The organism is Caulobacter sp. SSI4214, from assembly GCF_012184455.1.
Lineage (GTDB): Bacteria > Pseudomonadota > Alphaproteobacteria > Caulobacterales > Caulobacteraceae > Caulobacter > Caulobacter vibrioides_E.
The window spans coordinates 1-5,167 of record NZ_SZWJ01000152.1 but is presented as its reverse complement, the minus strand read 5'-3'; the positions used below and the strand labels follow the sequence as shown (position 1 = coordinate 5,167).

6 protein-coding genes and 1 pseudogene are annotated in these 5,167 nt (G+C 70.3%); all 7 read right to left on the bottom strand.

Annotated features, from left to right (window positions below; translation table 11 throughout):
• Positions 1-1,221 (bottom strand): YifB family Mg chelatase-like AAA ATPase (locus FCU40_RS22520; RefSeq protein ID WP_168078030.1); only part of this gene is annotated, 1,221 nt, incomplete at its 3' end.
• Positions 1,222-1,329: 108 nt separating this feature from the next.
• Positions 1,330-2,283 (bottom strand): glutathione synthase, encoded by a 954-nt coding sequence (gene gshB, locus FCU40_RS22515; RefSeq protein ID WP_168078028.1) that lies wholly within the window; start codon positions 2,281-2,283, stop codon positions 1,330-1,332.
• Between the two features lie 103 nt (positions 2,284-2,386).
• Positions 2,387-2,746, bottom strand: coding sequence for a hypothetical protein (locus FCU40_RS22510; protein WP_206677368.1), 360 nt, complete (start codon positions 2,744-2,746; stop codon positions 2,387-2,389).
• A complete protein-coding gene (locus FCU40_RS22505) occupies positions 2,746-3,561 on the bottom strand; it encodes a transglutaminase family protein (protein ID WP_168078026.1) in 816 nt (271 codons plus the stop codon). The genes FCU40_RS22510 and FCU40_RS22505 overlap by 1 nt, the downstream gene beginning before the upstream one ends.
• 1 nt (position 3,562) lies before the next feature.
• Positions 3,563-3,970 carry a YraN family protein gene (locus FCU40_RS22500; protein ID WP_004615983.1) on the bottom strand — a complete coding sequence of 136 codons (408 nt, stop codon included), beginning with the start codon at positions 3,968-3,970 and terminating at the stop codon, positions 3,563-3,565.
• Positions 3,970-4,842: a 16S rRNA (cytidine(1402)-2'-O)-methyltransferase gene (gene rsmI / locus FCU40_RS22495; protein ID WP_168078024.1), complete on the bottom strand. Its 873-nt coding sequence runs from the start codon at positions 4,840-4,842 to the stop codon at positions 3,970-3,972. The genes FCU40_RS22500 and rsmI overlap by 1 nt, the downstream gene beginning before the upstream one ends.
• 35 nt (positions 4,843-4,877) lie before the next feature.
• A pseudogene (locus FCU40_RS22490) lies at positions 4,878-5,167 on the bottom strand (coproporphyrinogen III oxidase); the annotation flags it as partial.

The window sequence follows — 5,167 nt, the reverse complement described above, 5'->3', positions numbered from 1 at the left end:
GGCGACCTCGGCGGACCCCTCGGCGGGCGGCGGCAGGGAAAGGTCGGCGGCGGTGACGGCGGGCATGTCGACGGCGAGGTCGATGCGATCCATCAGCGGACCCGAGACGCGGCCTTGATAATCCTTCTGGCAGCGGGGCGCCTTGCCGCAGGCGCCGCGCCCAGGCCCGCCATGGCCGCAACGGCAGGGGTTCATGGCCGCCACCAGCTGCACGCGCGCGGGGTAGCGGACGTGGGCGTTGGCGCGGGCGACCATCACCTCGCCGGTCTCCAGCGGCGCGCGCAGGCTGTCCAGCGCCTGGACGCCGAACTCGGGCAGCTCGTCGAGAAACAGCACCCCATTGTGGGCCAGCGACACCTCGCCGGGCTTGGCGCGATGTCCGCCGCCGGTCAGCGCGGCCATGCTGGCCGAGTGATGCGGCGATCTGAAGGGCCGGTTCCGGGTCAGGGCGCCGCGCGCGATCAGCCCAGCCACCGAATGGACCATCGAGGTCTCCAGCAGCTCGCTGGAGGTCAACGGCGGCAGCAGGCCGGGCAGGCGCTGGGCCAGCATCGACTTGCCCGAGCCCGGCGGGCCGACGAACAGCAGGTTGTGACCGCCGGCGGCGGCGATCTCCAGCGCGCGCTTGGCGTGCTCCTGGCCCTTCACGTCACGCAGGTCCTTGGGCCGCTCGCCCTCCAGAATCGGACCCGGCGCCGGGGCGCCGAGAATCTGGCTCCCACGGAAGTGATTGATCAGCGAGACCAGCGAGCGCGGAGCCAGGATGCGGGTGTCGCCGGCCCACGCGGCTTCGGGGCCGGAGGCCTCCGGGCAGATCAGGCCCAGGCCCATCGCGCCGGCCGCCATCGCCGCCGGCAGGGCCCCGGCGGCGGGGACGATGCGGCCGTCGAGGGACAGCTCGCCCATCGCCGCCCAGCCGTCCAGAGCGTCCATCGGGATGACGCCCAGGGCCGCCATCACCGCCAGGGCGATCGGCAGGTCGAAGTGCGTGCCCTCCTTGGGCATGTCGGCCGGGGCCAGATTGGCGACGATGCGCTTGCCGGGCAGCGCCAAGCCCAGGCCGGCGAAGGCGCCGCGCACCCGTTCGCGGCTCTCGGCGACGGCCTTGTCGGCCAGGCCCACCACCACGAACACGTGCTGGCCGGTGGTCAGCTGCACCTCGACGTCGACGCGACGCGCCTCTACGCCTTCGAACGCGACCGTGACGACCTTGGCGGCCATCCGCCCTCCTTGTGGACTGTCAATTTATCCACAAGGGTCACCACGGCGCGCGAAATACATCAAGAACGAAAAACGAACATTTCAGGAAGAATTGTTATTTTTCCAGAGTTACCCACCATTCGCACAAATGTCATCAATGCGGTCCCAAAGAACAGCCGCCGCGTCCACGCCCGTAAAGCGCTTGAGCTGCTGAGCTCCGGTGGGGGATGTAACATTAATTTCCGTCAGGTATTCGCCGATCACGTCGATGCCGACGAACAGCAGGCCGCGACGCTTCAGCTCGGGGCCGATAATCGCGCAGAGCTCCTTGTCGCGGGCGGTCAGCTCCACCGCCTCGGCGCGACCGCCGACCCGCAGGTTCGAGCGCACCTGGCCGCTGGCGGGCACCCGGTTGATGGCGCCGACGGGCTCGCCGTCGATCAGCAGGACGCGCTTGTCGCCCTTGCTGACGGCCGGGACGAACTTCTGGGCGATGACCTGCTCGCGTCCGATCATGGCGTGCAGTTCCAGGAGGGCGTCGAGATTGGGATCGTCCTTCAGCAACCGCGCCACGCCCGAGCCGCCGCCGCCGTAGAGCGGCTTCAGCACGATGTCGCCGTGCCGGGCGCGAAAGTCGTAGATCGCCTCGTGGTCGCTGGTGATTAGGGTCGGCGGCTGCACGCCGGGAAAGTCGGTGACGAACAGCTTCTCGGGCGCGTTGCGCACCTCGGCCGGGTTGTTCACGACCAGGGTGTGGGGGTGCACCTTCTCCAGAAAGTGCGTGGCCGTGATGTAGGCCATGTCGAACGGCGGATCCTGGCGCATCAGCACCACGTCGACGTCGTCCCTCATGTCCAGAACGACGGTTTCGCCCAGACGCGCGTGCGCGCCCTTCTCGGCGAACACCTCCAGCGGCTGGGCGCGGGCGAAGACGCGACCATCCTCCAGCGACAGCTTGTCGGGGGTGTAGAACCACAGCCTGTGACCGCGGTTCTGGGCCTCCATCATCATCAGGAAGGTCGTGTCGGTGTCGATGTTGATCCCCAGGACGGGATCCATCTGGACGGCGACTCGCAGCGACATGGGGACTCCTGGGGTATGATGTGCGCGCCAGACCTGGAGGGCGGCGACTGTCTAGTTAATCGCGAATAGTGAGATTGCGAGCCTATTTCGCTGAGTGTCGGAGTCAGCTGCGTAGGCCTGCGAACCAATCGCGGGCAGCTAGCCAAGCCCATTTCGCTCTGTGACGGACTTCTCGAGCGTAGAGGCCCCTGGAAGAGACTGTTCTCTGGAACCAGTAGACATTCATGTCGCCGAGGAAGGCTTTGTCGACCACCGGGAAGCCTGAGGCGTCGCCGATGACCGAATCGATCCCACAGCGTGGGCAGAGCGCGGTCGGCGGTCCATCGTCGGCCCAGTCCTCGATTTCGCTCGGCGGGAAGCTTTCCAGGCAATAGAAGCAGCCGCAGATAGTGCTCTCCATTACCTCGCGCTCCTGCCGAAAGCAGTGCTTGTGAGCGGCGATCAGTGTGCTCTCCTTGTGCATCAGTTCAGCCGCAACCGCATCCGTTCCCGCGCCGCCCGCGCCGCGATGGCCGCGCCGCCGTCGAGGATCTGGGCGCGCGACAGGGCCTGCAACGCGCCGGCCAGGGCGCCCTGGCCCTCGCGGGCGGCGGCGACGTCCAGCCAGGGGCGGTGGTCCTTGGGATTCAGCAGGGCCCGGCGCAGGGCCGAGCGCTCGGCGCGAACCCAGTCCTTGGCCTGCTGGGCGCGGGCGAAGATGTTGTTCTGCAGGCGGATCAGCACCGCGCGGTCCGAGATCGGCGCCATCAGCAGCTCCAGCCGCGAGGCCACGTCGGGCATCAGGCCGGTGCGCAGCGCCCGGCGCGACAGCTCCGACGGCAGGACGACCCGGCCCTCGCTGAAGGGATCGAGGGCCAGCGGGCCTTCCTCGGTCTCGATGCGCAGCAGGAAGTGGCCCGGAAAGTCGACGCCGTACAGCTCCAGCCCGGCGGCGCGGGCGGCGTGCAGGTAGAAGACCCCGAGCGCGACGGGAAGACCCTTGCGGCGTTCGGCGATGGCGATGACGTCGGCGTTGTCGGGGTGATCGTAGGTCAGGACGTCGCCGGTCAGGCGCAGGTCGCCGGCCAGGGTCTCGGCCACCGCCTCCTCCGGCGACTCCGCCTCGGCGCGGCGGCGCAGGCGCTCGGCGGCGTCCTCGGCCAGGGCGACGGCCGGGGCGGTGTCGCGGCTGGGGTCGTCGTGGACCGCGCAGGCCAGAGCGGCCTCGAACAGCGGAAAGCCCTCGTCGGGACCCTCGCCGGCCTTGATCAGGATCGCCTCGGCTTCCTCGCGGGTCATGTCAGGCCCCCGACCAGGCGTCGACGAGATGCCGCGGCGCGCGTCCAGGCGCCAGGGCGATCAGGTCCAGGCGCACCAAGAGATCGCGCAGGCCCGAACGATGCGCGGCCAAGTGGGCGGCGGCGCGGCGCAGCCGGTCGCGCTGAGTGGGCGTCACGGCGTCCAGGGCGTCCTCGATCGTCGTTCTCTGTTTGACTTCCACAACGGCCAGGACCCGTCCGCGTTGCGCCAGCAGATCGATCTCGCCCAGAGGGGTGGGCAGGCGGAAGCCCAGGACGCGATAGCCCTTGGCCATCAGCCATAGCGCCGCCAGAACCTCGGCCCGTCGACCCAGCTTGCGCGCCGCCGCGCCGCGCGCCTGCCTGGCCCGATGGGGGGGATCGCGAGGGGGGCGGGCGCCGGCGGTCATCAGGCCCGCTCCTTCAGCGCCAGGGCCTGGCGATAGAGGTCCTTTCGCGAAAGACCCAGGGCCTTGGCCACCTCCGAGGCGGCCTCGCCCAGCGGCAGGCGAGTCATGGCCTCGCGCAGGGCCGCCTCGGCGTCGTCGACGCTGGCGGCCTTTTCGGCGCCGGGACCGACCAGGATGACGATCTCGCCCTTGGGGGTCTCGAAGCGCGGGTCGGCGGCCAGCTCGGCGAGCGGGCCGCGCACGCAGGTCTCGTAGAGCTTGGTCAGCTCGCGGCACACGGCGGCCTCGCGCGTCGCCCCGAACACGGCGGCCATGTCGGCCAGGCAGTCGGCCACCCGCGACGCGCCCTCGTAGAAGATCAGGGTTGCGCGGGCGTTGGCGAATTCCTCGAAGAAGGTTCGGCGCGCGGCGCTCTTGGGCGGCGGGAAGCCGGCGAACAGGAAGCGGTCGGTCGGCAGGCCGGCCAGGGTCAGGGCCGCCAGGGCCGCCGAAGCGCCGGGGATCGGGATCACCGGGTGGCCGGCGGCGATCGCCGCCCTGGCCAGGCGGTAGCCGGGGTCGGAGACCATCGGCGTGCCGGCGTCCGACACCAGGGCCACCCGCTCGCCGGCCTCCAGCCGTTCGAGCACGCCCGGAATGGCGCGCTCGGCCACGTGCTCGTCGTGGCGCTCCAGCTTGGTGCGAATGCCGTAGGCGGACAGCAGCTTGCCGGTGACGCGGGTGTCCTCGGCCAGCAGCAGGTCGCAGCCGGCCAGCACGTCCAGGGCCCGCAGCGTGATGTCGCGCAGATTGCCGATCGGCGTTGCCACCAGATAGAGGCCGGGCGCCAGGGGCGCGTCGGACAGGGCTGGCGGGGGAAGCTGGCGGCTCAAATCACGCGTCCTTCAACTTGCGATGAGAAGCCATATCAGGTCGCGAGCGCGCCTGTCAGCCGGTCCAGCACCAGGCGGCCCGCGCGCGTCGCCCTCAACCGCTCGGGGTCGTCGGCCAGAAGCCCCGCCTCGACCAGATCGCGGACTTTCGGGAGGTCTGGCGACAGGCCCAGCGGCGCCATCTCCGCGAACGCCACGCCGTCGTCGATGCGCAGCCCCAGCACCAGGCGCTCCTCGGCGGCTTCCTCGGCGGTGAGGGTCTCGCGCGTGAAGCCCACGCCCGTCGCGTCCACGGCGGCGACATAGTCCTTGATGGCGCGGCCAC